This window comes from Kribbella sp. CA-294648, from assembly GCF_050943845.1.
Lineage (GTDB): Bacteria > Actinomycetota > Actinomycetes > Propionibacteriales > Kribbellaceae > Kribbella.
This window is the reverse complement of record NZ_CP191981.1, coordinates 1784356-1810779: the sequence shown is the minus strand read 5'-3', so window position 1 is coordinate 1810779 and position 26424 is coordinate 1784356. Positions and strand designations below refer to the sequence as shown.

General features: G+C 68.2%; 23 protein-coding genes. 10 read left to right on the top strand and 13 right to left on the bottom strand.

The window, feature by feature from the left end; genetic code table 11:
* Positions 1–18: 18 nt before the first annotated feature.
* The 3 genes from ACQPYM_RS08800 to ACQPYM_RS08790 all read right to left on the bottom strand — a co-directional run bounded on the left by ACQPYM_RS08800 (position 19) and on the right by ACQPYM_RS08790 (position 2784).
* Complete coding sequence (locus tag ACQPYM_RS08800) at positions 19–735, bottom strand: TSUP family transporter (RefSeq protein WP_433017656.1); 717 nt, start codon at positions 733–735, stop codon at positions 19–21.
* Positions 735–1457 carry a class I SAM-dependent methyltransferase gene (locus ACQPYM_RS08795; RefSeq protein ID WP_433017653.1) on the bottom strand — a complete coding sequence of 241 codons (723 nt, stop codon included), beginning with the start codon at positions 1455–1457 and terminating at the stop codon, positions 735–737. The genes ACQPYM_RS08800 and ACQPYM_RS08795 overlap by 1 nt, the downstream gene beginning before the upstream one ends.
* A 181-nt stretch (positions 1458–1638) precedes the next feature.
* Positions 1639–2784: an alpha-amylase family glycosyl hydrolase gene (locus tag ACQPYM_RS08790; protein WP_433017650.1), complete on the bottom strand. Its 1146-nt coding sequence runs from the start codon at positions 2782–2784 to the stop codon at positions 1639–1641.
* Positions 2785–3032: 248 nt separating this feature from the next.
* Here ACQPYM_RS08790 and ACQPYM_RS08785 point away from each other — a divergent pair, with 248 nt between their 5' ends.
* Together ACQPYM_RS08785 and ACQPYM_RS08780 are read left to right on the top strand one after the other, a co-directional pair.
* Positions 3033–3659 carry an FMN-binding negative transcriptional regulator gene (locus ACQPYM_RS08785; RefSeq protein WP_433017647.1) on the top strand — a complete coding sequence of 209 codons (627 nt, stop codon included), beginning with the start codon at positions 3033–3035 and terminating at the stop codon, positions 3657–3659.
* A gap of 177 nt (positions 3660–3836) precedes the next feature.
* On the top strand, positions 3837–4484 hold the full coding sequence (locus tag ACQPYM_RS08780; RefSeq protein WP_433017644.1) for a LuxR C-terminal-related transcriptional regulator: 648 nt from the start codon (positions 3837–3839) through the stop codon (positions 4482–4484).
* 17 nt (positions 4485–4501) lie between these two features.
* On the opposite strand, the gene ACQPYM_RS08775 is transcribed toward ACQPYM_RS08780, so the two are convergent.
* The 4 genes from ACQPYM_RS08775 to ACQPYM_RS08760 form a co-directional block, all read right to left on the bottom strand.
* On the bottom strand, positions 4502–5203 hold the full coding sequence (locus ACQPYM_RS08775) for an FHA domain-containing protein (RefSeq protein ID WP_433017640.1): 702 nt from the start codon (positions 5201–5203) through the stop codon (positions 4502–4504).
* A 116-nt stretch (positions 5204–5319) separates the two neighbouring features.
* Complete coding sequence (locus ACQPYM_RS08770) at positions 5320–7119, bottom strand: serine/threonine-protein kinase (protein WP_433017638.1); 1800 nt, start codon at positions 7117–7119, stop codon at positions 5320–5322.
* An 87-nt stretch (positions 7120–7206) separates the two neighbouring features.
* Entirely contained in the window at positions 7207–8007 is an 801-nt protein-coding gene (locus tag ACQPYM_RS08765; RefSeq protein ID WP_433017635.1) for a transglutaminase-like domain-containing protein, read from the bottom strand.
* Positions 8008–8038: 31 nt separating this feature from the next.
* On the bottom strand, positions 8039–8641 hold the full coding sequence (locus ACQPYM_RS08760) for a TetR/AcrR family transcriptional regulator (RefSeq protein WP_433017632.1): 603 nt from the start codon (positions 8639–8641) through the stop codon (positions 8039–8041).
* A 68-nt stretch (positions 8642–8709) separates the two neighbouring features.
* On the opposite strand from ACQPYM_RS08760, the gene ACQPYM_RS08755 reads away from it, so the two are divergent.
* A complete protein-coding gene (locus ACQPYM_RS08755; RefSeq protein WP_433017629.1) occupies positions 8710–9702 on the top strand; it encodes a saccharopine dehydrogenase in 993 nt (330 codons plus the stop codon).
* 15 nt (positions 9703–9717) lie between these two features.
* On the opposite strand, the gene ACQPYM_RS08750 is transcribed toward ACQPYM_RS08755, so the two are convergent.
* Together ACQPYM_RS08750 and ACQPYM_RS08745 are read right to left on the bottom strand one after the other, a co-directional pair.
* Positions 9718–10461, bottom strand: coding sequence for an SDR family oxidoreductase (locus tag ACQPYM_RS08750; RefSeq protein ID WP_433017626.1), 744 nt, complete (start codon positions 10459–10461; stop codon positions 9718–9720).
* Positions 10458–10937 carry a carboxymuconolactone decarboxylase family protein gene (locus ACQPYM_RS08745; protein WP_433017621.1) on the bottom strand — a complete coding sequence of 160 codons (480 nt, stop codon included), beginning with the start codon at positions 10935–10937 and terminating at the stop codon, positions 10458–10460. Before ACQPYM_RS08745 ends, ACQPYM_RS08750 begins: the two co-directional genes overlap by 4 nt.
* 162 nt (positions 10938–11099) lie before the next feature.
* Between ACQPYM_RS08745 and ACQPYM_RS08740 the strand changes: the two genes are divergently transcribed.
* Genes ACQPYM_RS08740 through ACQPYM_RS08730 form a run of 3 tightly spaced genes read left to right on the top strand, consistent with a single transcriptional unit; the run spans position 11100 to position 15140 of the window.
* Positions 11100–11975: an RNA polymerase sigma-70 factor gene (locus ACQPYM_RS08740; RefSeq protein ID WP_433017618.1), complete on the top strand. Its 876-nt coding sequence runs from the start codon at positions 11100–11102 to the stop codon at positions 11973–11975.
* 37 nt (positions 11976–12012) lie between these two features.
* On the top strand, positions 12013–14115 hold the full coding sequence (locus ACQPYM_RS08735) for a hypothetical protein (protein ID WP_433017615.1): 2103 nt from the start codon (positions 12013–12015) through the stop codon (positions 14113–14115).
* A gap of 53 nt (positions 14116–14168) precedes the next feature.
* Complete coding sequence (locus ACQPYM_RS08730) at positions 14169–15140, top strand: alpha/beta fold hydrolase (RefSeq protein ID WP_433017612.1); 972 nt, start codon at positions 14169–14171, stop codon at positions 15138–15140.
* Here the strand turns inward: ACQPYM_RS08730 and ACQPYM_RS08725 are convergent.
* The 3 genes from ACQPYM_RS08725 to ACQPYM_RS08715 form a co-directional block, all read right to left on the bottom strand.
* Positions 15137–16456, bottom strand: coding sequence for a HAMP domain-containing sensor histidine kinase (locus tag ACQPYM_RS08725; protein ID WP_433017608.1), 1320 nt, complete (start codon positions 16454–16456; stop codon positions 15137–15139). The two genes, ACQPYM_RS08730 and ACQPYM_RS08725, sit on opposite strands and share 4 nt — an antisense overlap.
* Before the next feature lie 2 nt (positions 16457–16458).
* Entirely contained in the window at positions 16459–17148 is a 690-nt protein-coding gene (locus ACQPYM_RS08720) for a response regulator transcription factor (RefSeq protein WP_433017605.1), read from the bottom strand.
* Between the two features lie 126 nt (positions 17149–17274).
* Positions 17275–17895, bottom strand: a complete 621-nt coding sequence (locus ACQPYM_RS08715; RefSeq protein WP_433017602.1) for a hypothetical protein — start codon at positions 17893–17895, stop codon at positions 17275–17277.
* 95 nt (positions 17896–17990) lie between these two features.
* Between ACQPYM_RS08715 and ACQPYM_RS08710 the strand changes: the two genes are divergently transcribed.
* The 3 genes from ACQPYM_RS08710 to ACQPYM_RS08700 all read left to right on the top strand — a co-directional run bounded on the left by ACQPYM_RS08710 (position 17991) and on the right by ACQPYM_RS08700 (position 24883).
* Positions 17991–18380, top strand: coding sequence for a hypothetical protein (locus ACQPYM_RS08710; RefSeq protein WP_433017599.1), 390 nt, complete (start codon positions 17991–17993; stop codon positions 18378–18380).
* A gap of 145 nt (positions 18381–18525) precedes the next feature.
* Positions 18526–19647, top strand: a complete 1122-nt coding sequence (locus ACQPYM_RS08705; protein WP_433017596.1) for a M48 family metalloprotease — start codon at positions 18526–18528, stop codon at positions 19645–19647.
* 61 nt (positions 19648–19708) lie between these two features.
* Complete coding sequence (locus ACQPYM_RS08700; protein WP_433017593.1) at positions 19709–24883, top strand: AAA domain-containing protein; 5175 nt, start codon at positions 19709–19711, stop codon at positions 24881–24883.
* A 36-nt stretch (positions 24884–24919) separates the two neighbouring features.
* Here the strand turns inward: ACQPYM_RS08700 and ACQPYM_RS08695 are convergent, their stop codons facing one another.
* Positions 24920–25762, bottom strand: a complete 843-nt coding sequence (locus ACQPYM_RS08695) for a tryptophan 2,3-dioxygenase (RefSeq protein WP_433017590.1) — start codon at positions 25760–25762, stop codon at positions 24920–24922.
* 245 nt (positions 25763–26007) lie between these two features.
* Here ACQPYM_RS08695 and ACQPYM_RS08690 point away from each other — a divergent pair, with 245 nt between their 5' ends.
* A complete protein-coding gene (locus ACQPYM_RS08690; protein ID WP_433017587.1) occupies positions 26008–26376 on the top strand; it encodes a hypothetical protein in 369 nt (122 codons plus the stop codon).
* The last annotated feature ends 48 nt before the right edge of the window (positions 26377–26424 follow it).

The window sequence follows — 26424 nt, the reverse complement described above, 5'->3', positions numbered from 1 at the left end:
ATTGGTTCGCAACTGCTCCTACAGTGCGAACAACCCTTTCAGTCCGGTGGCTATACCCCCGGCGATGGCGAGCAGCAGTACCAGGGAACGAGCTGTCCGGTCGGGGATCCGGCCGGCCAGCAGCGCTCCGAGGCCCGCGCCGGCCATCAGACCCAGACCGGCCGCCACCCACTCGCGGTCCGCGAGTGGAGGGACGCCGCGGGTGAGGAGTGAGAAGACGTTGACGACCGCGCCGTAGAACAACGCGTTCGGCACGAATTCGCGGATCGTCCAGTTCGCGTTGACGGCGTACAGGGAGACCGGCGGACCGCCCAGCCCGGCCGCCGTGTTCATGAACCCGCCGGTCGCGCCGGCCGTCAGGGCGCCTGCGAGCCCCCTGAGCGCCGGTACCCGCAACCCGCTTATCAGCAGCGCCGCCGTCACCGTCACCAGACCGCCCATCACCACGAGCAACACCGGCCCAGGAAGCGCCCGGGAGAACCACGCACCGACCGGCGCAGTACAGGCAGCGGCGACAAGCAGCGGTGCCATCGCCCGCAACCGCACCCGCCGCCATCCCTGCGACAACCCCAGGAGACACACGGCACCGGCGGCACAGTTCGCAAACGTCACCCCGTCCACCGGCCCCAGCACGATCACCAGCGCCGGCACCGAGACCAGCGCGAACCCCATCCCCGTCAGCCACTGCACCAGTGCGCCCACCAGCACGACACCACCGAGTAGCAGCATCCCCATCAGGCGGACTCGCAGATGCAGAGTTGGAGGGGCGAATTAGTGGTGAAGGGTTGAGCGGACCAGTTGCCGAAGCGGTCGACGAGGCGGAGGCCGGCGAGTGAGAGGAGGAGCGGGAGTTCCTGCGGGAAGATGCTTCTGATTTCGAGCGGTGCGACGACGAAGTCGGGCTCGGAGTCAGTCGAGAGGTACCACGTGCCGCGGGTTACTTGCGCGGGCGCATCGTAGGTCTCGGCGACGTCGACGGTGACGTTGCCGCGGTCTGGATCCAGGAACGACAACGACTCCCGGGTACGGCGCACGCCATCGGCTTCGGCGAGTAGGCGCACGCTCGGGTTGAACACGTCGAACACGAACCGTGCGCCAGGTGCCAGGTGTCTTCGAACCGACTGGAAGCATCTCACCAGATCGTCGGCCTCCTGCAGATGCAGCAGAGAATTGGCGGTGATGAACACGAAGTCGAAGGTGCGGCCCAGATCGAAGGCGCGCATGTCGCCCTGCATCCATTCGACCGCGACACCGCGCTCGTTCGCTTTACGCTGAGCCTCAACCAGCATGTCTGACGACAAGTCCATGCCCACACACGGATGCCCGTCGGACGCGATGGGAATCAGCTTGTGCCCGGTGCCGCACCCGAGCTCCAAGACCCGCCCGCCATGCCGATTGACGTCAGCCCGGTAGAAGTCGACTGCGGGCCCGCCACCCGGGAACATCAGGTCGTACAACCTCGCATCCGAGTAGAACACTTCACTCATCAGTCGCCTCCTTCATTCCGTCCCGATTCAACGGCTTCGGCGGCCCCGCCAAAGGCAGGGCGGTCAGTATCGGGGGCACTCCGGATGGGATGTCCCAGGGTCGTCATCAACACAGTCTGACTGCGGGCTGCGGGCGGGATCTCGCCGCCCGCTATGCCTGCCCGGTCGGCGGCCGCGGTGTGTTGTGGTTGTAGCCGGCGGCGGGTGTCCGTGCATCGCCCGGGTGGAGTTGGACGGCCCCGCTGGTGGGGTTGATGTGTACCCGGATCGAGGCGCCATCGCCGGTCACCAGGTACGAGAGCGCACCCGCCGACCAGCTGATGTCGTCCAGGGTGGCTGAGGTCAGCCAGGTGTTCGCGCGCCGGAATGAAGCCAGCGCCCGAACGGACGTGAGCAGGGATTGTGAGCCGTCGCCGAGCTGGTTCAGGTCACCCGGAGACATCGCGGGGCGAAGCGCACTGTCGGGGCCGCCTTCAGCCCAGGTCGAGGTCGTTGCGAACTCGTCGCCGTAGTAGATGGCAGGGATCCCGGGCAACGTGAGCAGGAGACAGAAGGCCGCCGGAAGCAGCGGAGCGGGAACAGTGTCGGCGAGGCGGGCGAAGTCATGGTTACCGAGGAATGTGTGCGGCGTACTGCGCGAGTAGCAGTTGTGGCGATGCAGCCGCAAGGTCGTCACCATACCGTCGGCGGCCCCACCCGAGAGCCACTCGCGGATGCCGTGCATCAGCGCGTACTCGGTCGTGCTGGACACGGTCGTGCGGTTGACCACCGGTGGAAGGTCGTCGTCGAAGAACTGCCCGAGAAACCAGGCGGTCGGGTGGGTCTTGCGAACCCGGGCGAGCACCCTGCGCCAGAAGTCCGCCGGGACCGACCACGCCGAGTCGAGCCGCCAACCCGCGACGCCGCGATCAAGCCAGTACGACAAGACGTCCGCGACGTAGTCCTGGTAGCCGGACGACTCGTAGTCCGGCGTCACCAGTGAGTCGACCCGCCACGGCACCAGCTCGCCTCGGCGGTCCCGGAGGAACCACGGGTCGCCGACCTCGGCGGGATCGGTCAGTCGCCAGAAAGACCGCGAGGCATAGGCGAAAGCACCGTCCAGCACAACGCTGATGCCACCGGCCGACGCCGCGCCGACCAGCGCATCGAGGTCCGCCACCGTGCCGAGACGATCGTCGATCACCCGATGGCTCACCGTGTCGTAGCCATGCGAGACAGACCCGAACACCGGCCCCAGCAGTAGCCCATCGGCACCGAGGGAGGCAACGTGCGGCAGCCAGTCGATCAACTCCCGCAAGGACCTGCGACACCTCCGGTCGGCACCGCTCTGATCTGCGCCCAGTAAGCCCAGCGGGAACGTGTGCCACAGCAGAGTCGGCTCTCCTCGCCCTGTCACGCCCTCGGTCGACCTCGAAGACTCTGGCAGAAACGACGACACCATGACTTCGAGCCTAATGACCGCCTGGTGGCGAGAGCGACCGCGAACAGCGAACCAATCGGTGAACACCCCCTTGCACGGCGCTGAGCTGAGCGACAATTGGCGATATGTATGTTCCCAAGCATTTCGCCGCAGACGATGCAGTTGTGCAGGAGTTGCTGCTGAATCATGGCGCGGCGAACCTGGTGACCAGTACGCCGAACGGGTTGCTCGCGACCTTTCTGCCGTTCGTGTACGACGCCGAATCGGGAGCGCTGCTGGGACATCTGGCCCGCAACAACGAGCAATGGAAGACGCCTGTGCTCGGCGAAGCGCTCGTGATCGTGAGTGGTCCGGACGCCTACATCTCGCCGTCGGCCTATGCGTCCAAGCGGGAGCACGGCCGGGTGGTGCCGACGTGGAACTACGTGACCGCCCACGTCTACGGGAACCTGGTGATCCACGACGATCCGGCCTGGCTGGACAGTCTGGTGAGGCGCCTGACCACCAAGCACGAGGCCGGCTTCGAGGAGCAGTGGTCGGTGGACGATGCGCCCGCGAAGTTCGTCGAGGGACAGCTCCGCGCGATCGTCGGGATCGAACTGGTGATCAGCCGGATCGAGGCGAAAGCCAAGCTCAGCCAGAACCGATCCAGGGCCGATGTCGACGGGGTCATCGCGGCACTGAACTCCCGGGGCGAGGTCGACTCCGCCGAAGCCGTTGCTACCGCCGTCGGTGATCTGGACCGCTCCTGACCGCAGGCGATCCCCCGGCCGCATTCGCCTAACGCGAGCCGCGGCGTGACGCCGAGGCGAAGCTCGGATCTGCCATCGGCCGCGTACCCACTTGGCCTGTGGCGGAGTTTGGGGACCGGTCCCAGGGGTTTGGCTGTACAAAGTTCGGACCGCTCACCTCTTGGGGGTACGACCATCATGACCGTCACGACGCTGACCCAGCCGACCGGTTCGCACCAGGCACCCGCGCGGGGTGGGGTTGCCGCGTTGCTGGCCGATGCCCGCGAGGAGGTGATCGCGATCAGCACGCTGACACCGACCGGGGCGTCGTTCGGGCCGCGCGATGTCCGTCCCGGCGTTCGGTACCGCGCGCTCTTCCCGGACACCGCACGGACCGCTCCGGCGTCGTCCCGTCGCCTCGGCGCGCTGGCGATGGCCGGTGTTGCGGTCCGGACGACTCCGGTGGTGATGATGAACGCGCTCGTCATCGATGGCAGGACTGCCGTGCTCCCTGCGGACAGTGCCGACAGCAGTGTGGCTGTGCTTCGGCTGAACAGCGTCGTTGCCGCCGCGACAGGCTTCTTCGAGCGGGTTTGGCCTGATGCTGTGCCGTTCGGCGGCACCGACGTCGTCATGGCGGCCGAACTGTCCTGGCGGGAGCAGGAGGTACTGCGGTTGATGACACTGGGGTGCACCGACGAGCAGGCCGCGGCGCAGTTGGGGGTCTCCGTGCGGACCGTCCGTCGGATGGTGGCACAGTTGATGAACCGGCTCGGTGCGCGCAGCCGGTTCCAGGCCGGGGTGAAGGCCGCCGACCGAGGCTGGTTGCTGGAATGGCTGACCTGACGTCCGGGCGGGCCGGCTCAGGCCGGGGGAAGCTCGGCACCGGGATTGTCCGCGGCCAACTCGAGCCACTCCAGGTCCATCGGGACGATGGTGGTGGACTGCACGAGTTCCCAGATGAGATTGACCGTCAGCGTCAGACCGACCGGTTCGCCGACCTCGTCGCGGCGCAAACCGGCGACGCCGGCGTCGGAGAGTCGTTGCCGCAGGCGCGAGACGATGTGTTCGACCCGCTTCGCGGTCCAGGTCTCCTGGGGCCGCAGAGCGGCGAGCTCTGCCGCGGCCTGTTGCCTGGTCAGCGGCAAGGGCTGCAGATCGTAGGCGAGGTAGCGCTGGGCAAGAACTGTCAGCGTGAGGTGTTCTTCAGGGGTCAACCGCCAGCGCTTCGGCGGCACTGTCAACTGGCTCGGCCGAGGTTGTGAAGCCCGGCCGTCGCCGTCCGAGACCAGTACCTCCAGAAGATGCTCACGGTGGCGGTTTCCGCGCAGGAAGAGCGTCGTGTAGCCGACGGCCAGTGGGAGCGGATCGCTGCCGGTATGGAGCAGTACGGCGTTCGACACCCGGATCGGAAGCCGGCCGTGATTGCGCAGCCACCAACGCCCGTGCTGGTAGGTGATGGTGCCGTGCACCCGGCTGATCCGGACGTCGTTCTCGCCGATGCACAAGTCGACGGCCGGCCGATTTCGCCCGAAGCTGATCTCGGCGTCGGGCGCGGGAGGCACGACAAGATTCTCGCTGACCGTGAGAACGCTCAAGGTGCCCGGTGGCGGTTCGTCAGGGGCGTGCCGAAGGCTTCGGAACTGGTTGAACTTCGCTCTGCCGGGGATCTGCTCCATGGTCAGCGGACGTCCGGAAGTCGTCGTACGACGGCCTCGGCAGCTGCCCGTGTTCTAGCACAGACAGTGGCCGGGTCCGGAGCTGTGGTATCGACCACCTCGACGGAGACCACCTCTTCGCGCGTCTCCTCCGTGCCATCCAGGACCGGCAGCCTCGGGGTGTAGAGCCGGTGAACAACCATCGCAGTACAGGAGGCGTCGTTGTCGGAGTCGGGGATCAGGCGCGCGTTCCGGTTGCCGACCTTGATGACCTTGCCACCCCACTCCGGATCACCTTCGATCGGCCACTCGCGAGTGAACTTCGCACTGAGCTCGCTCGCCCCTGCGTCCCAGGTACATCCCCAGTGGCCGAAGTCCGGAGCCGGCGGATCGCTGGGTTTGCCGAGGGCCTGACCGGCCTCGGTGGCGTCGACCAGCGTGCAGGCGTCGACCTTGTCCAGCGAGTTCGCCGGCAGTTCCGCTCGTCGCGCCGGCGGGCCCTTCGACAAGACCGCCAACGCATCCTGCATCAGCGACTCCGCGAACGGGCAGAGTCGCGCCTGCTGCGCGTTCTTGATGCGGAACGTCGTGATGGTGAGACGGTTGGTGTCGGGCAGGGTGACGGCGCGGTCGCACCGTGCTTCCTTCTCGTCAGGCCGTTCGATCTCGCCCATCGTGCCGGGCGCCACCGGACGCGACGGATACTCTTCCGGGCCGGTGAACTCGACGGCGGACTGCACCTGGCCGCTGCCGTCCTTGAGGGTGCTCGAGATCACGCAGCTGGCGAAGTTCCTCACCTCAGGGTCGACGAAGGCCTCCCCGAACTCGCGGAGCGCGTCCGTGGGAATCACCGCGCAGGGGTCGGCTGCCGTTGGATCGGACCCGAGCCCGATGGGATTCGTCGTTGACGCCTGCGGTGTCGTGCCGCGAGGCAGAAGCCAGGCCAGCAGTACGGCGCCCACCACCACGACTGCGGCGACCGCCGTCAGGACCGTCCCCCGTCGTACCGGTCGGAGGCGCCGCTTCCAGGATCGGCGCGGGAGATCGCGTCCCTGGATCAGCCCGGCGGCCTGCGCTGCCGAGGGGCGGTTCGCCCGGTCCGGCTCCATCAGGGCATCGAGGAGCGGCGCGAGCTGCCGTGCGTGCTGGTAGGGGATGGGCGAACCCTTCGCCGCGCGCTGGATCTGGGAGAACGGCCCGTCGGCGCCATCGCCCCAGGGCGAGCGGCCCTCGACGGCCGCGTAGAGAGTGGCGCCGAGCGAGAACACGTCGGAGGCCGCGGTTGCTTCCGCGCCGTTCGCGACCTCAGGTGCGACATAGCCGAGCGTGCCCGTCAGCTGAGCTCCGCCGGTCTGCGTGACCTCTGTCCAGCGGGCGATCCCGAGATCGGTGAGCTTGACGACATCGTCGTCGGTGACCAGGACGTTGGCCGGTTTGATATCGCGATGCACGATGCCACGCTCGTGAATCGCCACCAGAGCCGACACCAGCTGGGCGCCGATGGTGAGCACCCGTGCCTCCGGGAGCGGACCGCCGGCTTCGATGATCCGGTCCAGGCTCATCGCCTGCACGTACTCCGTCACGAGCCACTGCTCGCCACCGTCGACGACGGTGTCGAAGACCGCCACCACGTTGGGGTGCAGCACCCCGGCACCCACTCTGGCCTCACGGCGGATCTGCCCGGCGCTCCCTGCGATCGCTCGCTTCAGCGACACCTCGCGACCCAACTCCAGGTCCGTCGCGCGCCAGACAGTCCCCATCCCACCTTGGCCGAGTTCCTCTTCCAGGCGATACCGATCGGCGACGAGCGAGCCAGGATTCATCGGCTCATCGTAGGAACCCGCGCCACCCGCCGCCACTTCGGCCGGTTGCACCGAATGCCTGGACGGGCCGAGTTCTGGTCAGTGCGGCTAGTTGATCAGGTGGGCCGGGGCGGTCAGGGCGGGGGTTCGGTAGAGGGCTTCGGGGTTGTCGGTGGTGGCGATCTCGTCGATCAGGCTGTCGAACTCGGGCACGGCCTTGTTCTCGAAGGACTCTTCCATCCGGCTCCATTCGTCCCAGGGCAGGAACTCGAGTTTGTTGAGTGCGGCCAGGTCGCGGATCGCGTTGGCCCGGATCTCTCCCGCTCCCCAGGCATGGTCGAACCCGAGGACGCCGAAGAGGTCACCGGAGACGGCACCCGTCCGGTACCACTGCCAGGCCTCGCCGCCGGTCAGGAACTCCCCCGGCTGCAGGTCGTCGAGGGTGGCCGGCCAGTCCCGATCCAGGTGCTCCACGTCGACCCGCACCCACCGGTCCGACTCGGCTGATCGGTACTCGACGATCCAGTGGTCGACGTTCTTCCCTGGGACGAAGTAGGTGCCGAAGCCGCAGCGCGCTCGGGCCGGAATTCCCCGCAGGCGCAGTAATGCCGTCGCCAGCGTCGCGAAGTGACGGCAACTCCCGACGACGCGGCGCTCCGCAGTACGGGGGTGTTCGAGTGAGCTGGGGTCCACCGCGATCAGCGCGTCGACGAGCGCGGCGGCCGAGCGGAGGTTGCGCTCGGCGAGCCGCTCCTCGGGGATGCCCGCGGCGGGGGCGTCGTACGGCTGGATCACCAAGCTCTGCACGGCTTTGCAGATGCCCAGCGCATCGAGCGGCAGCCGCTCGGTGAGGCGCACTTGATCCGCGCGGAGGCTCGTCAACGGCCCGGGAGCGCTGTAGTCGATCATGCCCGCGACCCTAGAAGCCGCCACCGACAAGTCAGCGACGGCGCGTTACGTTCCCGACGATGAGGTCGGTCAGGGCGCTGATGGCGTCGGTGGGGGTTGCTCGGTCGAGGTTGAGTTCGGCGGCTATTGCTTCGGCGGCACCGAGGATGCCGATGCAGCGCAGTTGGAGGGCGTCCGGTGGGAGACCGGCGTACGGCGCTAGTGCGGTGACCATCAGCTTTGTGTAGCTGTCGAGCAGTTCGTGCTGGATGGCCTCCGCTTCCGGATTTCCCTTCAGGGCAGCGGAAACGGCGGCGAACTCCGGCATGTCGGTGGCGCAGGCGAAGTACGCCGTGCTCATGACGTGGGCGATCGCGTCGACGGTTGGTTCGGCGGCTTCCAGGGCCTCGGCCAGCGCCGTGCGGTGTCGTTCGTCGAGTCGCCGGTAGACCTCGACCAAGAGGCCGGCGCGGGTGCCGAAGTGGTCGTACACGATCGGCCTGCTGACCTTCGCGGCTTCCGCGAGCGTCACCAGCGTCAGCCCGTCCGTACCCCGAGCACGCACGAGCGCGACAGCGGTGTCGAGTAGTTGCTCCCGCCGGACCTGCTTCGGCAGTCGTTTCGGCGAGGTCGCCGTGGGCCTGTCTTGCGTCACCCCCAGATCATAAGCTACAAAATGTAGACTACAAAATGTAGCTAACGGCGAAACGTGAGGAGTCACAGGTGAAACCTGTACTGATCTTGGGTGGTTCGGGCCAGGCGGGATCCGGGGCCGCGGCACTTCTGCGCCGCTGGCATCCGGCGCTGCCGCTGACGATCGCGGGCCGCAACCTCGACCGCGCACAACGGGTGGCCGACGAGCTCGGCACCGCAACGGCCGTGACCATCGACCTGCAACGCAGCGACCTCGGGCTCCCATCCGGCGACGGGTACGCCGCGGTTGTCGCGACCGTGTGGGACTCCCATCTGCACGGCCTGCGATTCGCGCAGGACCGCGGGCTGCCGTATCTCAGCATCTCCAGCGGCCTGCACGAGATCGCGCCAGAGGTGGTCGCGAGTGCTCAGCGCGCGAGTGCCGCGCCGGTCGTGGTGGCCAGCCACTTCTGTGCCGGGGTACTTGTACCCGCGACGGTGAGCCTCGCGAAGGAGTTCGAACGCATCGACATCGTCCGGATCGGGGCGCTCCTGGACGAGTCGGACGTCGGCGGACCTGCCGGACTGGCCGATCTGGAGAGGTGGGCCGCCGCCTCCCCGGCAGGACTGGTACGCCGCGACGGTGTCTTCGGGTGGGTCAGCGGTCCCGACGCGGACGTCACCGTGACCAGTGCCGACGGCACCGTCGTACCGGGTCAGCGGATCGGCATCCTCGACGTACCGAGTCTCGCCCTGGCGACCGGCGCGCCGAACGTCACCTTCGATTTCGCCGTCGGTGAGTCCGCGGGCCGGCGCCGGGGCGAAGGCCCCTCCCTGGAGGTCCGAATCGACCTCGAAGGAGTGGGCGCGGGTGGTGCGCAGCTCAGCCGGACTCACTACCTCGTGCATCCGGAGGGGCAGCGTCCCTTGACCGCCCTCGGCCTGGCTCTCAGCGTCGAGCGGCTGCTCGGCCTCCGCGGGGAGCCGGTCTCGCCAGGGATCCACACTCCCGAGGCGTTGCTCGACCCCGCCTATGTGGCCGACCGATTGACGGAGGTTGGCGCTGAGCTCGTCAGCAGCTAAGGCCGGGCCGTAGTTCTAGGGCTGGGTGGCGAGCCACTCCTCGAAGGTGGGGCCGGCGAGTTTGGCGTGCGGGCTGGGAAGGAACGCGCCGTCGGCGGCGAGCTCGGCGTCGGGCATGCCCGCGCCGTCGACGGCGACGACCTTGACGCCTCGGCGGGCGCCCAGGAGTGTGGCCGCCTCCGCCAGGGTCTCCCGCCGAGGCCCGGCGATCTCGGGAATCGGTGTCCCCCGCGACGGCTCGCCGAGGGCATGGTCGACCAGCTCCTCGGCCACGGTGCGGCATGCCACCAGCTGGGTGGGCAGGGCTGGGACATACGCGACCTCACCCTCCTGCCAGTCCAGCAGCTGCCCGACGAACTCGTGGAACTGTGCAGCTCGCAGAATGCGGACGGCGAGCGGCCCGGACCAGAGGAATTCCTCGTGCAGCTTCTTGGCGGCGAGGAAACCGGTGGTCGCCTTGTCGACGCCGATGATGGACGCCACGGCGATCTGGCTGACCCCGGCCTGCCTGCCCGCCTCCTGCAGGTTGCGGCCCGAAGTACGGAAGAACTCCGTCGCCGCCTCCTGCTCGGACGCGTGCCAGGAGGCGACGTCGATGATGATGTCCGCACCGGTGAGCGCCTCGGCCAAACCATCACCGGTGATGACGTCCACGCCGGTGGCTCGTGACATCGGCACGACCTGATGGCTTCGTTCGGTGAGTACGTCGACAACGTGACGCCCCAACCGCCCAGTCGCTCCCGCCACCGCGATTCTCATGCTCGATCTCCTTCGGGCTCGCTGTAGTTCTTGCCCGGCGGCCGACCCGGGATCGGCTTGGCGATGAGAGCGGCGGGGGTGAAGAAGCCGATGTGGGCGATCGCCATGATGAGCGACCACATCTCCGTGTCGTCGTAGTACGCGGAGGCTCTGGTGTACAGCTCGTCCGGGACACGCTCTCCGGACGGGTTCGGAGTGAGGACTGCCTCCACCAATGCCAGCGCGGCGCGTTCTGGCTCGGTGAAGTGGCCGGCGTCCTGCCAGGTGGCCACTGCGGTGATGCGGTCCTCCATCTCCCCGAGCTTGCGAAGGTTGGCTGTCTCGCGAATGGTGAAGTACGTGCTGCCCAGGAGCTGCCCGGCGCGCAACTGCAGCAGGCTGATCGTGGTCGCGGGAATCGGGCTGTTCGCGAGAGCCTTGTGCAGACCCATGCCGACTTCCGCCAGCTCGGGGAGGTGCGGCACGGGGTTGGGCATGCGCGATCTCTGGGTGGACATGGTGGACCTTTCTCACTCGTGGGTGGTGCCTCGGTACGAGCAAGAGATCCCGGCGGTCCGGGTGGTGTGACAACGGGGTGGTGTGACGCAGCCCACTAACGGCCGGCGTCACAGGTGGGTGGGCTGTGGGGTCGTAGAGGCATGCAGGGAACCGAGGTGTTTGTTGCTCATCGCAACTTGTTGTTCACGCTCGTCTACGAGATCCTCGGGTCCGCCGCCGACACCGAGGACGTGCTGCAGGAGAGCTGGCTGCTGTGGACGGGCGTCGATCACAGCACGGTGCTGAACCAGCGGGCGTACCTGATCCGGATCGCCACCCGGCAGGCGCTGAAACGACTCCGCACACTCGGTCGGCGCAAGGAGACGTACGTCGGGCCGTGGTTGCCCGAGCCGTTGCTGACTGCTCCTGATGTGGCCGAGGATGTCGAGCTGGCCGAGAGCGTGTCGCTGGCGATGCTGTTGGTGCTGGAGACGCTGGGACCGACCGAGCGAGCAGTGTTCGTACTACGCGAAGTGTTCGAGCTGGAGTACGACGAGATCGCCCAGGCCGTCGGCAAGACCCAGACTGCGGTCCGCCAGATCGCCCACCGGGCACGGACCCACGTCGCCGCGCGCCGACCACGTCGTACCGGATCTCCTGCCGAGCATCGAGCCGCATTGGAGGCTTTCCAGCGAGCTGTCGAAACCGGTGAGCTCCAGAGCCTGGTGGACATCCTCGCGCCGGATGTTGTTGCCCTGAGCGACGGTGGTGGCGTCAAGCACGCTCTGCTGCGGCCCATCGTCGGAGCTGACAACGTCGCTCGCCTGCTGGCCGTCGGGTGGTGGAAGCGCGACGCGGAGAGGACCGTCGAGCTAGTGCAGATCAATGGCGGTCCAGGGCTGCTCGTCCGGGTCGATGGCGAGATCGACGGTGTGGTGGCGGTGCGTGTGGATGACGGTCGCGTCTCCGGCGCCTACCACGTGCGCAATCCCGAGAAACTGTTGCGAATAGAGCAGGAGACCGCCCTGGGTCGTTGACCGCGGAGTGACCCGTGGTGGGCGGATAGTTGGGGTGATGATCGGGTTGCGGGGTTTGGCCGCCGTTGTGGCTGCGGCTGGGTTCTGGTTGACCGGGGTGGAGACGGCTGCGGGAGCTGGGGTCGCAGCACCTGGGTTGGTGGCGGATCCGGGAGCCGTGGTCGAAGCGCCGGTGGTGGTTGTCGGGATCGGTGGGTTGACGTGGGACAACCTGAGCGAGAGTGGTTCGCCGACGTTGTGGCGGATGCTCGACGAGGGTGCTGATGCTGCGGCGATGACCGTGCGGACCGTGCACTCGCCGCCGTGCCCGCTGGATGGCTGGCTGTCGCTGTCGGCGGGGCGGGCCGCCACCGATCCACAGTCCGATCGACGCCGCGACTGTACGACGATGCCGCGGGTGACCGGTGGTGCCATCGACGGTTGGGCCGGGCTGGTCAAGGCGCAGGAAGCCTCGGTGTTCGACCCGGATCTCGGTTTACTCGGTCAAACTCTTGCTGCAGGCAACGTTTGCGCCACCGCGGTCGGACCGGGCGCGGCGCTCGCGCTGGCCGATCGCTCGGGCAGGGTCACGAGGTACCACGCAGAACTGACGAGCGCGCCGTGGGACTGCCCCGTGACAGTGGTCGACGCCGGCGTGGTGGATCGGCGCAACGACCCGGGGAAGGCATTGCGCAAGGCCGACGACACAGTGCAGCAGGTACTCGACCGGGCGCCGAGCAACGCCACGGTGATAGTCCTCGGGATCTCCCAGCCACTGCACTCGACAGTGGCGATGGGAGCGGTACTGGTGTCCGGCCCCCAAGCCGGCGGCCGCTACCTGACAGCACAGTCGACCCGCTGGCAAGGCATCGTCCGGCTCCTCGACATCCCCTCGACAGTGGTCGCAGCAGCCGGACTCGCAGAACCCAATCACTTTACCGGCGCGCCATTGGTTGCTGCAGGCAAACGACCCGCCGCGCAGGACACCGCGGAGAAGCTGGCCGGCATCACCCACCGCGACCGCGACCTGCGGCGCAGCTCCGGGCTGTTCATCAACGGGCTGGCCGCGGCGACGGTGCTGGCGGTCGGAGCACTGGCGCTGCGGCGGCGCGCGCGGCGTAGTACAGGTGGGGTCGAGTTCGGCCTGTTGGTGCTAGCTGCGTTGCCGTTGTGTTCGTACCTGGTCCGGTTGATCCAGTGGTGGCGCTGGCCAGTCCCGTTGGCAGCCCTCTGGCTCGGCATGCTCGGCGGCGCGGTGGTAGTGGCACTCGTACTCCGGCGGCTGCCGCGCGTGCCGGCCTGGGCCACGGTGACAGCCCTATCCGGTGTCACCTTCGGCGTGCTCGCCGTCGACGCCGTCACCGGCACGATCCTCCACCACGGCAGCCCACTCGGGCCGTCACCACTGTCAGGAGGCCGGTACTACGGCTTCGGCAACACCACGTTTGTGGTGTTCGCCGTGCACGCGGTGCTGTTCGCTGCCGGGCTGGCCAGTTGGCTGCGAGCCCACCGCGGACCTATCGTCGCAGCGGGCACAGTTGGGGTGATCGGGCTGGTCACGGTACTGATTGACGCCTGGCCGTCCTGGGGCGCGGATGTCGGAGGCGGACTGGCAATCGTGCCTGCGTTCACACTGCTCGGACTGGTGGTGCTCGACCGCCGCGTGGGCGCCGCCCGGCTGTTGCTGACCGGCGCTGCAGCAGTAGTCGCAGTTGCTGCGATCAGCGTGCTCGACTGGCTACGGCCGGCCGCATCGCGCTCACACGCAGGCAGGTTCGTGGAGGACCTCCTGCACGGCGACGGCTTGGCCGTAGTCACCCGCAAGGCCGACTACGCGATCGGCTCCCTCTCGGCTGGACCACACCTGTGGCTGGTTGGCGCACTGCTGCTGTACCTGATTGCCGTAGTACTGGCGCGGCGTCAGCTGGCCCCAGCCTGGTTCGAGGCTGCCGTCACCCGCTGGCCCTACTTGTGGGGCTGTTACCTGGCAGTCGTGGCTATCGCCGCAATCGGCTCGACCACCAACGACTACGGTCTCCGCGTCGCCCTGCTGACCGTCGGCATCGCCGGCCCACCTCTGGCACTGACAGTCAGCCAACTACAGCACGTGACTTCAAGTCCTGGTCTAACTGTTGGTCTAACTGATGCGCGGGCTGATTAGCATCGCCCGTCGGCGCCACTCAACGGTAGAGGCGCCTGAAAGAGGTGGGGCGAATGGATCTCAATCGGAGGAAACTGCTGGCACTGGGCGCGGGTGCGGCCGCTGCGGCAACCACGGGCGCGGTAGCGGCACCGGCTGCGGCGGCTGAGAGCACAGGAGGCGGCGGCGTACCGTCCAATGCGGCGCTGGCGCGGTCGCTGGGGTTGCGCAGCAGGTACGCGAAGGGCCAGCACTACGTCATCGGCGGCAAGGGCGAGCCGCTGGTTCTGCTGCCGGGCTGGCCGCAGACCTGGTGGTCGTTCCACAAGATCCTGCCTGCGCTGGCGAAGCGGTACACGGTGATCGCGCTGGACCTGCGCGGTATGGGCGGATCGGCCAAGCCTGCCGACGGATACGACAAGAAGACGATGGCGCGCGACGTCCACACCCTGGTGCGGCACCTGGGCTACGACTCGGTCAACATCGCCGGCCACGACATCGGCGCGATGGTTGCGCACAGCTTCGCGGTCAACCACCGGGCGGCGACCCGCAAGGTCGTCCTGATGGACGTCGGGCACCCCGACGCCTCCCTCTACGAGCAGCCGCTGCTGGTCCAGCCGGGACACGGCTTCAGCCTGTGGTGGTTCGCCTTCAACCAGGTCCAGAGCCTGCCGGAGCAGCTGATCACCGGACGCTCGCGCTACCTGGTCGACTACTTCATGGACGCCTTCCCGCCCGACCCGTCGACCATCGGCGAGCTCTCCCGGCGGATCTACGCCCACGCGTACTCCCGTCCGGACGCGATCCGGGCCGGCAACGCGTGGTACCAGGGCTTCCACCAGGACATCGTGGACTTCGCCACCTACGGCAAGATCACGGCACCGTTCCTCGGCCTGACGTCGGAGTACAGCTACGACTTCATGAAGGACGCCTGGGCGGGCCAGGGCACCGACGTCCGGGTCCACAAGGTCCCGAACACAGGTCACTTCCTCGCCGAGGAGAACCCGGAGGCTGTGATTGCCGAGCTGAAAGCCTTCCTGGGTTAGGGAGCTGCCAGGGTCAGGTGGACCGAGGAGCCGGTGGGCTGGTTGGGGTGAATGGTCAGGCGGCCGCCGGCGGCCTCGGCGCAGCGGCGGGCGATGTCGAGACCGAGTCCAGTGGAGCCGCGGTCGCTGCGGCCGCGCTCCCCCGCGCCGAGCGGGATGCCCGGGCCTTCGTCAGAGACAGCGATCAGTACTCCGTTGCTGCTGCCGACAGGCTGTCTGCTGAGGGTGATGCGCGCAGGAGTGCCGTCGGGGGTGTGGGCGACCACGTTCTCGACCAGGGCATCCAGGGCGGCGGCTAGGTCTTCCGCTGATGCTCTGACCGTGGCTGGTGGAGTGGGAAGGTCCAGGACCAGGTCCCGGCCTTGGTCCTCGAACAGGGGCGCCCAGAAGGCTGCCCGCTGCCGGGTGACCTCGACAGCGTCGCACTGCGGCACCCGGCCCTCGCGCTGCGGGCGGCGGGCCGCGCTGATGACTGCTGTCAACGTGCGCTCCAGGCTGTTGACCTGAATGTTGAGCTCCTCGGCACGCTCGCGGTCGGGTAACGCCTCGACTTGCAGGCGGAGCGCGGTGAGCGGCGTACGGAGGCGGTGGGACAGGTCGGCCACTGCCTCCCGCTCGACTGCGATCACCTCGTCGATGCGGTCGGCCAGGCCGTTGAGAGCTGCTCCGACCTTGGCGACCTCTGCCGGTCCTGTGGTCGGGGCTCGCGCATCTACGTCGCCTTTGGCGAGGCGTTCCGCAGTACGGGCTGTTTCTTCCAGCGGGCCCGCTAGGCGGCGGGAGACGAGTTCTGCGCCCAGGAGGCTTCCTAGAAGGACTAGGAGGCTGCCTGCGAGGAGGATGAGGATGCGTGGGACCAGGCCGTCGTACAGGTCGTCGGCGGTCAGGTAGAGGCAGATGGAGGCGGGGCCGGCCGCAGTACCGACACTGAGCTCTGCTGCTTTGCCGCCGCCGACACTGCGGAACGTCGGGTCCGACAGCTTCGGTGGGCCGTGTTTGTCGTCGCCGCCATAGGGCAGCGACTTGGGAGTGGAGACTCCGCCGGGCGGTGGGTCGCCCAGCGTCGTACCGTCGGCCAGCCGGACGGAGATGCGGCCCGCGCTGTTGGCCTGGACGTCGTCGATGTACGCCTGGATGTCGGCTTTGGTGTTGTCCTTGTCGCCGACGTAGTAGGCGATGTTCTCGGCGCGCACGCCGGCGGTTTTCAGAGCCTCGTCGGCGACCGCGTTGCGCATCAGGATCGTCAGCGGGACGGCGAAGGCGAGCACGACCAGTGTGGTCATCCCGACCGAGAGCAGCAGGATCCGGCGGCGCATCGTCAGCCCACTTCGGGGGCTGCGAGCTTCACGCCGACACCACGCACGCTGTGGAGGAAGCGGGGCTCGGCGGCGGTTTCGCCGAGCTTGCGGCGCAGCCAGGAGAGGTGGACGTCGACTGTACGGTCGCCGCCTCCCCATGGCAGGCCCCACACCTCGGCCAGCAGTTCGCGCTTTGTCACGACCGCTCCCGCTCGCCGGGACAGCGCGAGCAGGAGGTCGAACTCCTTGCGGGTCAGGTCGACCGGCTTGCCGTCCACGGTCACCTCGCGGCTGCGCGGGTCGATGGAGAGCGCGCCGAGACTCAGGGTGGACTCGCCCGGCTGCTCCGGGCCGCCTCGGCGCAGTACGGCGCGGATCCTGGCGTCGATCTGCGCGGAACTGAACGGCTTGATCACGTAGTCGTCGGCACCGGCGTCGAGCAGCTTCACCACACTCGCGTCGTCGTCCCGGGCGGTGGCGACGATCACCGGTACGTCGCTCACGGACCGGACCATCGCGAGCACGTCCCGCCCGTCGAGATCGGGCAGTCCGAGATCGAGCAGCATCACATCAGGCTTGTCCCGGGCGACCGACGCCACGCCCTCGGCTCCACTGGCGAGCGCCGTCACGGCATGCCCGGCCGCCGTGAGCGACTTGCCCAACGACGTCCGGATCGCGTCGTCGTCCTCGACCAGCAACACCCTCGCCATGCTGCTGAGCGTAGTGGCCGGACCGCCGCCACTCACAAACCTCCCGCTCGAGCCGCTCGGCAGGCTCAGCGAGGCGCCTTTGGCAGCCGTCGCCAGAGGTTTGTGAGTGGCGGCGGTCCGGGCAGCTCAGCTCTCCACCGCGGGTCGTGGAAGGCGCAGGCCGGTACTGCGGAGTTCCAGGTCGGCCAGGCGGGTGATGACCGCGGAGTCGCCCTCGCGCCAGGCGGTGACCGGGTCGTCGGAGATCTTCGCGAGTTTGTGCATCGGCTGGTTGGCCATCGCCCGGAGCGCGAACAGGTCGAGGTCGGCCGCGTTGTCGATGAACTTGCGCGCGGCCGTCGCCCGCCGGGAGAACCGGATCCGCCGCGGCAACCAGATCAGCAGCGCGAACAGCACCGGCAACCCGATGGTCACGCCGGCCAGCAGATAGGCCAGCTGCTCGGCCGCATGCGCCTGATCCCGCCCCGCCTCAGCCATCCTGGCCGCGGCCTTGGCGGCCCCGTCGACCGGCGCCTGCAACTCGTCCCCGACCGCGGGCACCTTCCCGATCGACCCGGACAGCTTCTGCAGATCACCGGACAGCCCGTCACCGGCCTCAGCCGCCTTCCGCCCCGGATAACCCAGCGCGTTGGTGATCTTGAAAACCGTCAGCCCGAGCGCGGTACAGAACGCGACCCAGCCCAGCAACAGCAGATCCCCCAACACCTGCCCGAACCGCTGCACACCCACATCGGAGTAAAGCTTCACACCGGCATCTCCTCAATCGGCCACACCCAGTCCCGTCCCCTGACACTAGTGCCCAAGCTCTGGCACTCGACGCGAAAGCGCCGGAGGATGATCGGATGCAGCCGACCAGCGTGTCGCCCGGCGAGATCGTCGCGCTCGACTTCCGCCATGGCATCGAGGTCCGCGTCACCGACCACATGTACCGCGCGCTGCGCCTGCTCCGTCCGGTACTGATAGATGTCGCCCGCGGATCCGGCACGATGACCTATGGCGAGGCATCCACCGCCTGCGACGACGCATACCTTCCGCGCGGCATGGGTCGCCTACTCGACGTCCTCAGCGTCGACTGCGAACGGCGCGGTGAACCTTCGCTCGCTGCTCTCGTCGTCAGCAAGGCACACGGTGAGGTCGGAGACTCCTTCGTCGGCGACGCCGAGACAGCCCGGAACGAGTGCTACACGTACTGGAACGGCAGCGACCGCAGCCGGACAGCCGCAGTCGAATGACCATCCGTGACGAGACGCTCGCTGCGATCCCGCCGTCTGTCGTCGCACGGACGTTTTCGTCGGTGGGGGTGGTTAGGGTGGCGCTGTGGTTGGTTTGCTTTCGCCTCTGGGGTATCACCGGGCCGTGCTTGCGCAGGTTCGCCGGGTGGATGAGCGTGCCTGGGAGGCGTTGCGGGGTGGGGAGGCTCAGGACTCTGGGTTGAGTGAGGCGTTGTTGCGGAATACCTATCGGTTGGAGGCCGCGAGTCATCCCGAGCTGCATGCGGCCGGCCGGCGGGCGGTGGAGGCGCTGGGGCTCGAGGTGGAGATCGAGTTCTTCCAGGCGCAGGCGGCGGGGCAGCCCAACGCGTCGTTGCTGCATCAGGGTGATCGGGCGGTCATCCTGTTCGAGGGGCCGCTGCTGGAGCGGTTGGACGCCGATGAGCTCGCAGCCGTCTGCGGGCACGAGTTGGCGCATCGGGTGCTGTGGACGCTCGAGGACGGTGCGTACCTCGCGGTCGACCGGTTGCTCGACGCGGCGGCGGGTGACGCGCGCACGCCACCGCAGTACCTGGAAACCCATCGCCGCTGGGTGATGGCCTGCGAACTGTTCGCCGACCGCGGTGCACTCGTCGCCTGTGGAGACCTCGGTACTACGGTGCGCGCGTTGCTGAAAGTCCAGACGGGGTTGGGTTCCGTGGATCCGGCGGCCTACCTGCGTCAGGCGGCCGAGCTCGATCTGAGTACGGGCAGTCGCGGGACGAGCCATCCTGAAGGCGTCGCCCGAGCCTGGGCGCTACAGAACTGGCTGGCCGAGGAAGACGTCGAGGTGCTGCTGACCGGGCCGCTCGACGTGGATGCGCCGGATCTGCTGGATGCCGCGTTGCTGCGCGAGGTGAGTATGGACTTCGCGGCGCACATCGCGCAGGCGGAGGGGTTGCGGTCCGACACGGTGGCCACGTTCGCGGCCGGGTTCGCGGATCCACCCGGGCCGCTCGGCGTACCAGGTGGGGTGGTGCCGCGGTTCGACGAGCCGCTGGCGATCCGGCCGGTTGATGGCGCGCCGATCCCGCGGCCTCGGCGGTTGACGGCTGCGACGCGGCAATACCTCTGCTACTTGTTGCTCGACCTGGCGACGGCTGATCCCGAGTTGGGCGATGACGGTTTGATCGCGTCGCTGGCGCTGGCCCGCCGCGTTGGGCTTTCGGAGTACGACGATCTGGCGGACGACGAGCTCGGTTGGAGCGATCGGCGCCGGGCCGAGCTGACGCGGGCGGTGACGCCATGAAGGATCTCGTCGCGTTGACGGTGACGCCCGTGGAGGATCTCGGTGCCTCGGCGGTGACGCCGTGAAGGATCTCGTCGCGTTGGCGGTCTCGCAGGGCGGGCTTGGCAATGACGCGTTGCTTGCGGCGGTGTTGCCGTTGTTCCATGAGACGGCCGAGGTGCACGAGCGCGGTCTGGTCGCGCCCCTGCGCGGGCTCGACCGGATCACCGTCGACGAGCAGACCCGCCTCGGCTTCCCGCCCGAGGCCGCGTCCCGTCCGCTGATCCAGGCCGACGAGATCGCTGCCAGGGAAGGGCACCGAGCCTCAGCCGTCGAGGTCGTGTCGCATCAGCAGGTCGAGCTGGATCTCACCGAGAGCGGCGGTCGGCCCAAGGTGCAGGTGACCGAGCCGGTGCCGGAGGCAATCACCGCGCCGGTGCTCGTGCCGGGCTGGCAGAGTTGGGAGCACGTGCTCGGTCATCACGACCCACTGACCGACATCTTCAGTCTCGGCCAGCTGCTGATCGCGCTCGGCTGCGGGCTCGACCTGTCCCGGACCGAGGACGTCGCGCGACTGGTCGATGCCCGCGGCAACTTCTTTGCGCTGACCGGTTCGCTGCATCCGGTGATCGTCTCGGTGGCGGCGCAGATGGCCGAGCCCGATCGCCATCGCCGCGCCCAGGACCTGCGTTCGCTGATCGAGCAACTGGAGAACTACCGCGATCAGCCGCTCGACTTCGACGTCGATGCGATCACTCGGGACACGGCCGACCGGCGCGAGGCGGTCCTGAAAGCCTTAAGGGACAGGCTTTTCGACCTCTCCCGGCGCAACCGGCTGGTCAACTTCCGGCACACGGCCCAGACGATCAACCTTACCGAGGTCTCGGTCCCGCTGATGCTCGACGTGCGCAACATCCGCGCGGAACAGCTCTTCACCTGGAACGCCGATCTCGCCGCCCGACTCGTCGACGGCAAGAGCCACTCACTCGGCAAATGGATCCGGTACGACGAAGCGCCGTACGCCGCGTCCGCGCTGGACAAGCTGATCTCGACGGCCAGACGCGACCGCGCGGAGTACGGGCAGGATCAGTTGCGGCTCGTACCGGCCTTCCTGCGCTGGCACGATCTGAAGAACGACCCGGCCACCCGGCTGACCTCGCCGTTGGTGCTCGTGAAGGTGGAGCTCGCCAAGAAGCGTGGGGTGCGCGACTCGTACACCCTGCGGATCACCGATCCGGTCGCCGAGATCAACCCGACGCTGCGCCATCACCTGCACCAGCTCTACGGAATCAACCTGCCGGACAAGGTGGATCTGACCGAGCCGGACGCGATCGGCGTACTGCACGAGAAGTTGCGAGCCGAGCTGCAGGCATCCGAGCCAGGGCTCCAGCTGCAGCTTCGGGCGAAGCCGCGGATCGATCTCGTTCGGCAGCGCGCGATGGTCAAGCTGCGGAACTACCGGCGACGGCAGCACGGAAACACGGCCAACGAGTTCGGCGGGCGACATTATTCGTACTCCTATCGCCGGCCGGACTACCAGCCGCTCGGCGTGCAGATCTTCCGCCATCAGCTTGCTGTGCAGGAGTTGCCACTGAGTGTGGTGTTCGGCGAGCCGCGGAGGCCGGGCGCGATCGAGACCGACAGCTATGTGCTGGAGACGGGCGACGACGGCAGCCCGTACTCGTGGGACGTCGACCTGTGCGCGGTCGCGCTGGCCAACTTCAACTACCGGACGCTCGGGCTCGTGCGCGACTACGACGAACTGCTCGCGACCGGGCGATCCTGCCCGTCCTTCGACCAGCTCTTCTCCGATCGGCCGCGCCCGCTGGTCAGCGACCCGCCGGAGCTGCCGACGTCCGAACGGCATCTGGTGGTGCCGGCGGACGGATCGCAGGTGGCGGCGGTGGCGCGCGCACAGCGGGGCGAGAGTTTCGTGATCCAGGGACCGCCGGGGACGGGCAAGTCGCAGACGATCACCAACATGATCGCGGACTTCGTGGCGCGCGGTCAGCGGGTGCTGTTCGTCTGCCAGAAACGCGCGGCGCTCGATGTCGTCCATGCCCGGTTGGTCAGTCGCCGGCTGGATGGGTTGTGCACGCTGATCCACGATTCGCAGGCCGACAAGAAGGCGTTCGTGCACGGCCTGCGCGACACCTATGAGTCCTGGCTCGCGGCGTCGGACGATCTCGACGACCTGACGGTACGCCGGGACGCGCTCGTCGCGCGGGTTGATCGCCTGCTCGCGACCGTCGGTGAGTTCGAGCGGAAGCTGGCCGCTGAGTCGCCGAGTCTGCGGACTGTGGTGAACACGTTGGCTGAGTTGCGTGAGCAGGAGTGGGGGTCGTCGCTCGAGCCTGCTCAGCGTCGGTTGATCCCGTCGCCGGGTGACTGGTGGGCGGCGCGGGAGGTCGTTGGCGAGCTGGCGTCTGGGCTGGCCGCGGCGGATCCGGCGAGTGGCGGCGTACTGGCTCGGAGCCCGCTGAGCCTCGTCGCGCCCGCTGTCTGGGCTGCGCCTGGCGCGGATACGGAGATCCCGGCTACTGCTGCTGAGGCTGTTGCTGCTTGGTCGACCGTCGCTGACACGCTTGAGGCGTCTGGTTTGACGGCGCCTGATGGTTGGGGAAGCGTTGAGATTGGAGTCCTGCGGCGGCTGGGTGAGCTCGGGGTAGTCATGTTGCCGCTGGTCGAGCGTGGCAAGGGCGACGTGCTCGACTCGTCGTCCGCAGCTGCTCGGGAGTTGCGAGCGGCCGCGGCGGAGCACGAGTCGCTGCTGGCCGCCGAGCGTGCCGCGTGGGACGAGGCGGCAGGCTGGACCGAGCCGCTCTCCGCTGTTGACGCCCGCTCCGCACTAGCCGTTGCCCAAAGCAAGGAAGGCGGCCTGCTGTCGTTCCTCTCCGGCGACTGGCGCCGGGTGAAGTCCTTGGTCCACAGCCGCTACGACGCCTCCACCCGAGCCGTCCGCCCCTCCGTCACCGAGCTCCTCACCACCCTCGTCACCGCCCACGAGGCGTCAGCCGCCGTCACCGCCCACACCCAACAATCCGAACAAACCTGGTCCACCCCCAACCCCACCACCCTCACCCAAACCCTCAACGCCCTAACCCAAGACCCAACCCTCACCCCCTGGCTCCCCGCCCTGACAACAAGCAGTTCCACACCGGAGTTTGTGGCGAGGCTGGCTCGGGTTGGGGAGTTGGTGGGGAAGGCTGAGGAGGTTACGCGGGGGTTGTTGGTTGCGGAGTACTCCGAGAAGAGTTTGGGCGGGGTGCGGGAGATTGCTGGGGTGCTGGCGGGGGCCGGGTTGGTGCCGGTGGTTCAGCGGGTGGTTTCTGTGATGCGGCGGGTGGGTGAGGCGCCGGCGAGTGTGCAGGCTGCGGTGCGGGCTCTCGAGGCGACTCCTGAGCAACTGGAGTACGCCGTCTGCGCGTTGCACTGGGAGCGGGCTCGGGCGGCGAACCCGGTGCTCACCGAGGTGACTTCCGCGCGGCTCGACTCCATCGTCGGCGAGCTGAGTCTTGTGTACGACGAGCTGACAACGGTCAACGCCGACGTGGTCGTCGCCGGAGTACGGCGGCGGTTCCTGACCGAGCTGGCGCATTCCGAGGCGAGCGTGACCGGGATGTCCACCGAGGATCGGGCCCGGAAGAAGACGTTCAGTACCGGCCGACGCGAGCTGGAGCACGAGTTCGGCAAGGTGATGCGGTACAAGTCGATCCGCGAGCTCGCCTCCGGCGCGACCGGGGAGGTCGTTTCGCTGCTGCGCCCCGTCTGGCTGATGAGCCCGTCGTCAGTGTCGGACACCTTGCCGCTCGACACCTTCTTCGACGTTGTGATCTACGACGAGGCGAGCCAGATCCCCATCGAGGAAGCGATTCCCGCGCTGCACCGCGCCCCGCAGGTCATCGTGGTCGGCGACCAGATGCAGTTGCCGCCGACGCAGTACTTCCGGGTCACCACCTCGACCGGCGACCCGGACGACGAGGCCGAGCAGGTCGGCATCGCGTTGACCGACGACAGTTTCCTCGCCATCAGCGCCTTGCGTCTCGCCTCGACCATGCTGACCTGGCACTACCGCAGTCGTTCCGAGGCTCTGATCTCGTTCAGCAACGCGGCCTTCTACCAAGGCAGGCTCGCCACGATCCCGGATCGCCTGCCCGCCCACCCGGCACCGCCGTGGACCGTCCGGGCCGATGACGAGGTGCCGACTCAGGTCGAGGACGTCGTCGACGGGATGCTGGCCGGCAGCATCACCGCAGTACGGGTCGTCGACGGGGTCTACGTACGGCGTACCAATCCTGCTGAGGCGAGGTGGATCGCGGGGCTGGTCCGCGAGATCCTGGCGCGCGACACCGGGAAGAGTCTCGGCATCGTGGCGTTCTCGGAGGCACAGCAGGGCGAGATCGAGCGGGCGCTGGACGAACTGGCCGAGCGCGATCCGGAGTTCGGTGCGCGGTACGAGGCCGAGCAGGTGCGGACCCGGGACGAGCAGGACGCCGGGCTGTTCGTGAAGAACCTGGAGAACGTGCAGGGCGATGAACGCGACATCGTCATCATGAGCGTCTGCTACGCGGCCGGCCCGGACGGGCGGATGCTGATGAACTTCGGCCCGATCAACACCTCCGGCGGCGAGAAACGGCTGAACGTCATCTTCAGTCGTGCCCGCCAGCACATGGTGATCGTCAGCAGCATCGAGCCGGACGCGATCACCAACACCTACAACGACGGCGCCAACACCCTCCGGCGGTTCCTCACCTATGCCAACGCGGTCTCCCAAGCCAACCCGGAGGCCACCCGCGCGGCCTTGGCGCAGTACCCGACCGGCACCCGCGCGACCCTGCGGGACCCGAGCCGGACGGTTGCGGCGCAGGACCCGGCCCGTACTCCCGCTGGCGGGGCCCGCCGCCCTGCTGCCGGGGTCGGCCCGGCGGTCCAGGTCGACCGGGCTGCTGTGATCGAGCAACTCACCGAGCGGCTGCGGGAGAACGGTGTGGTGGTGGAGACGGCTGTTGGCGAGTCGGTGTTCCGCTGTGACCTCGCTCTGCGCCGGCCTGACGACGAGGGCCATCGGCTCGCAGTACTGGTCGACACACCGGAGCGGGTCGCTGCCGATTCGCTCCTCGAGCGTCTCACTACCCATCCGCGCGCGTTGGCCACGGGTGGCTGGCGGACTCACCACGTGCTGACAGGCGACTGGACCAGCAACCCGGACGCAGTACTGGCCCGTCTGCTGGACACGCTCGCCCGCCCAACCGACTAACTACTGGCCGGGTTCAGAGCGACCTGCTGGCCGGGTTCAGAGAGAGGTGCGGAGGGTCCAGAGGAGCGGGTAGTAGCGGAGGTCGAGGCGGCTGCGGAGGTAGCCGGCGCCGGAGGAGCCGCCGGTGCCTGGCTTCGTGCCGATCATGCGCTCGACCATCACCACGTGGCGTGCGCGCCAGGCGGCGGCCAGTTCGTCGTGCTGGAGCAGGCCCTCGGCCAGTTCCCAGATCTCGGCGTGGTGGCTGCGATCGCCGGCCACCGTCTGCAGCGCCTTGCGAAGGTCGTCTTCGTGCGCGGTCGAGAAGCCGGCCGCCTCGAGGACCGCCAGGAAGGCGTCCCACAGGGTCGGCTCGGACAGACGAAGTTCCAGCCGGGCCTTCTCCGCCTCGGACAGGCCGCGGAACCGCTTGACGAACGACGGATCCTTGGCGCCGGACAGGAACTCGATCTCGCGGAACTGCACCGACTGGAACCCGCTCGCCGGCGACAACCGGTGCCGGAACGTGCCGAAGTCCTGCGGCGTCATCGTCTCGAGGATGTCGACCTGCTGGATCAGCGTCCGCTCGATGGTGTGCACCCGGCGGAGCAGGTGCTGCGCCAGCCAGAGCTCACCGCACAGCATCGCGTCGCGCGACGCCGTCATCTCGTGCAGCATCTGCTTGAACCACAGCTCGTACACCTGGTGGACCGTGATGAACAGCAGTTCGTCGTGGGCCGGCGGATCCGACTCCAGGTGCTGCTGGTCGAGCAGCTTCTCCAGCCGCAGGTAGCTGCCATAGGTGAGGCGGCCACCCTCCTCGCCGAAGTTCACGTCAACGCCCTCCCACCGGCCGGTCACCGCTTCACCGCTGGGCTGGATACCGCTGTTCTCGCTCACGGCCTGAGGATAACCGCGATCACAACCGGTGACACCGGCTGCACAGGTACGTACCTAGCCGAAGCTCCAGGTACGACGGCGGTGCGGCAGCGCTCCCACCCACGCGAGCCGGTCTGGCGTTCAGAGATCGTCGCGCTCGTGCAGACTCAAATCGCCGGCCCGCGGCGGTCGGTTTGTGACTGCGAGGGAGGTCGCTCGTTGGGTGGTCGATGGAAGCTTGCAGCGATCCGAGGAGCTATCAGGCCGTGATCGACCTCCAGACCTTGCTTCAGCGCAGGAATGTCACCCCGGCCGAGGTCGAGGCGGCGCTGCTGGACGACTACTCGGCATTCGTCCGGCTGGCCTACCTGATCCTGCCGCCGTCGCTCGGCCGCCACCGGCGCATCCTCGCCGCGCATGGCGTTGTCCAGCGCGCCTACCCGACCGTCGCCGGCTGCAGCGGCTGCTGGTCGGCGAGACCGACGCGCTCGCCTTCCTCCGCCGCCGAGTCATCCAGAACGCCGTCAAACAAGCCCGTTCCCGTACTCCGCTGCGCCTGCTCCCGCAGGTCTGGGGGTTCCGGCTGTTCCCCCGCTCGGGCGCAGCCGACGACCTGGCGCTCGACGAGGTGCTGAGCGGACTGAGTCCTGAAGCACGAGCGGCTTGGACACTCGTGCGAGCCG

Coding starts and splice junctions, on each gene's coding strand:
- ACQPYM_RS08730 (WP_433017612.1), top strand. CDS start 14,169: ATGGATCTCAATCGGAGGAAACTGCTGGCACTGGGCGCGGGTGCGGCC.
- ACQPYM_RS08720 (WP_433017605.1), bottom strand. CDS start 17,148: ATGGCGAGGGTGTTGCTGGTCGAGGACGACGACGCGATCCGGACGTCG.
- ACQPYM_RS08785 (WP_433017647.1), top strand. CDS start 3,033: ATGTATGTTCCCAAGCATTTCGCCGCAGACGATGCAGTTGTGCAGGAG.
- ACQPYM_RS08765 (WP_433017635.1), bottom strand. CDS start 8,007: ATGATCGACTACAGCGCTCCCGGGCCGTTGACGAGCCTCCGCGCGGAT.
- ACQPYM_RS08740 (WP_433017618.1), top strand. CDS start 11,100: ATGCAGGGAACCGAGGTGTTTGTTGCTCATCGCAACTTGTTGTTCACG.
- ACQPYM_RS08710 (WP_433017599.1), top strand. CDS start 17,991: ATGCAGCCGACCAGCGTGTCGCCCGGCGAGATCGTCGCGCTCGACTTC.
- ACQPYM_RS08735 (WP_433017615.1), top strand. CDS start 12,013: ATGATCGGGTTGCGGGGTTTGGCCGCCGTTGTGGCTGCGGCTGGGTTC.
- ACQPYM_RS08750 (WP_433017626.1), bottom strand. CDS start 10,461: ATGAGAATCGCGGTGGCGGGAGCGACTGGGCGGTTGGGGCGTCACGTT.
- ACQPYM_RS08770 (WP_433017638.1), bottom strand. CDS start 7,119: ATGAATCCTGGCTCGCTCGTCGCCGATCGGTATCGCCTGGAAGAGGAA.
- ACQPYM_RS08780 (WP_433017644.1), top strand. CDS start 3,837: ATGACCGTCACGACGCTGACCCAGCCGACCGGTTCGCACCAGGCACCC.
- ACQPYM_RS08800 (WP_433017656.1), bottom strand. CDS start 735: ATGGGGATGCTGCTACTCGGTGGTGTCGTGCTGGTGGGCGCACTGGTG.
- ACQPYM_RS08745 (WP_433017621.1), bottom strand. CDS start 10,937: ATGCCCAACCCCGTGCCGCACCTCCCCGAGCTGGCGGAAGTCGGCATG.
- ACQPYM_RS08725 (WP_433017608.1), bottom strand. CDS start 16,456: ATGCGCCGCCGGATCCTGCTGCTCTCGGTCGGGATGACCACACTGGTC.